Source organism: Gorillibacterium massiliense, from assembly GCF_000455485.1.
Classification (GTDB): domain Bacteria; phylum Bacillota; class Bacilli; order Paenibacillales; family NBRC-103111; genus Gorillibacterium; species Gorillibacterium massiliense.
Window position 1 is genome coordinate 1 of record NZ_CBQR020000059.1, and the last position, 2,367, is coordinate 2,367.

2 protein-coding genes are annotated in these 2,367 nt (G+C 52.0%); both read left to right on the forward strand.

Annotated elements, in window-relative coordinates:
• Positions 1-487 (forward strand): galactose-binding domain-containing protein (locus TJ79_RS27515; protein WP_040949424.1); only part of this gene is annotated, 487 nt, incomplete at its 5' end.
• An 83-nt stretch (positions 488-570) separates the two neighbouring features.
• Positions 571-2,367, forward strand: a 1,797-nt coding sequence (locus tag TJ79_RS06190) for a putative Ig domain-containing protein (RefSeq protein WP_081756744.1), incomplete at its 3' end; no start/stop codon positions are given.

Genomic DNA, 2,367 nt, shown 5'->3' on the forward strand with positions numbered 1-2,367 from the left:
TAGAGCGCTTAGCGCTTCGGAGATTAGCGCACTAGCCGGACCTGCCGTCTCCGTCTCAGACATCGCGCCGCAAGCGACGTCGTCGACGTCGTTCGTCTCCTCCTGGGAGAGCTTAACCGGGTTGAACGACGGGTATACACCGACAAGCTCGAAGGACCGCGGTCATTCCGTGTACGGCAACTGGGATAATCCAGGCACAACGCAGTGGGTGCAATACACGTTTAGTACGAACCGTACGATCTCCTCGACCGATGTCTATTGGTTCGACGACGATGAGGGCATCGATCTGCCTGCTTCATACACGATCCAATACTGGAACGGCAGCGCTTGGGTGAATGTAAGCAGCCCGTCTGGTTTGGGTGTGCTTCCGAATCAATACAATACGACCACGTTTACGCCAGTCACGACGAATCAAATCCGGTTGAACATTACGGCGAAGTCGACAACTTCGACCGGCATTGAATCGTGGAAGGTGTACGGGTCCTAATTCTTTAAAAGGCGGTGTCCGCCATGCCGTTCTCGTAGAAAGGTGTGGCGGACATGTACCGTTAGACCAATGGAGGTGTGATAATGAAAAAATGGCTTTGTGCGATGCTTGGTTTTGTCCTTTTATTAGGGGTTTACAATGTAGGTCCGGCCAAACCTAATACTGCAAATGCCGCCGCGTCGACCGAAGCGTCTGTGATTGATATTTTTGGTCGGGAGATTAACGCCTACGGAATAGACTTGGTCGACTGGCAAGGGTACATTGCTAATCCTTATATCAAGCTTACAGTGAAGCCACCGGCAAACGCGGTTTATCCAGTCACCATCACTTTATATGCGCAAGGTTCATCCAGGCTCATGATGGATTTACCGAGCACGTTGTCAGCCACCGGCGCGACGAAGACACTGACGTTTGCCAACGCAGCGACTGTACAAAACTTCTTGCTCGAAATTGCGCCGGACCGTGTCGGCGGTCCTGGCTCAATCGAGAATTATACGCTTGCGATGACGATAAAGGAGAACAATGGTACGTCCCGCGTACAAAACATACCTATCCGGGTATTGGATCAAGATGATAACGCAGAGCCTAGTTTGCCGCTTGTATTCGATTATCGATTTGACACGGTCAATCACTATTTCGATAACACTGGCTACCGTGCGGCAGCTGAACAGGCAATCAAGGACTGGTTTTACTTCTTCGACGTGCAGCCGTTCGATACCGTACCTGCGGGAGCGGAAAACAACTTCGTGCCGAACGACCAATTCAATGGCAATACATCTGTGACAAACAATGCCGCCTATAATGGGGAATGGGTGTTCCTGCGCGGACTCAATGGACCTTATTCCACGGGATGGGCGTCCAGAAATGGAAAATACCATACGCGAAATGGCGTTCAAGTTCCCGGTCCTCTGTATCGCTCGCTAGGGATGGCACTCGATTTTTACGATAATGCGGTGCCGTTTTCTTCAATGAACGATGATGATTGGTATTTGACTGACTTGAGTCAGGTTACCGATGTATATGGGCTCGTCATGCATGAATTCGGACACGGTGTGGCGTTCAGCGATGCATGGGCTGGAATGCAGAATTACGTGAATTCCGGTGGCGCGAACGACTCGGAGGTCATCGATTATCAAGGACGCGCCGTTCCTGTGGAAGCCAGTGGCTATCACATTCCTGCCGATCAGATTTATTGGGATCGTCTAAGCGGCCAAAACGCGGGCTGGACAAATTTATTCCCAACCCGAAGATGGATGCTGACGAAGCTCACACTGCTAATCGCAGAGAATGCCGGGTGGCCGCTGAAAAAGACGCTGACGCCGTTTCTCGCCCCTTCGATTGTTACGAATTCGTTACCAAACGGAACGAAGGGAGCGGCATATTCGCAAACACTGATCGCCAATGGAGGCGTTCCCTTTTACGATTGGACAGTCACAAGCGGGACACTGCCGCCGGGCTTAACATTAGATCGTTTTAGAGGTACGATCAGCGGAACGATTGCGAGCAGCGCGCCGCAAAACAGCTATACGTTCACCATGCAGCTTCGGGATTACGATGAATTGAGAGCACCGGTGACTAAATCGTTCACGATTAATCTCGGCGGCGGACAGACAGGCGATTTGATCGCGAACTATAGCTTCAACGAGACGACCGGCACAGCGGCGGCCGATTCGTCGGGTAACGGGCGCAACGCGGTGGTGAGTGGTGGAACTTGGGCGGTAGGCAAGTCAGGCAACGCCATTACGCTTAACGGTACGGACGGCTACGTCAGCATGCCGACCGGTATCGTAAACGGCGCAACGAGCATGACGATCGCAATGTGGGTGAAAGCGAACAGCTTGAGTAGCTGGATGCGTATTTTCGATATCGGCTCCAGTACA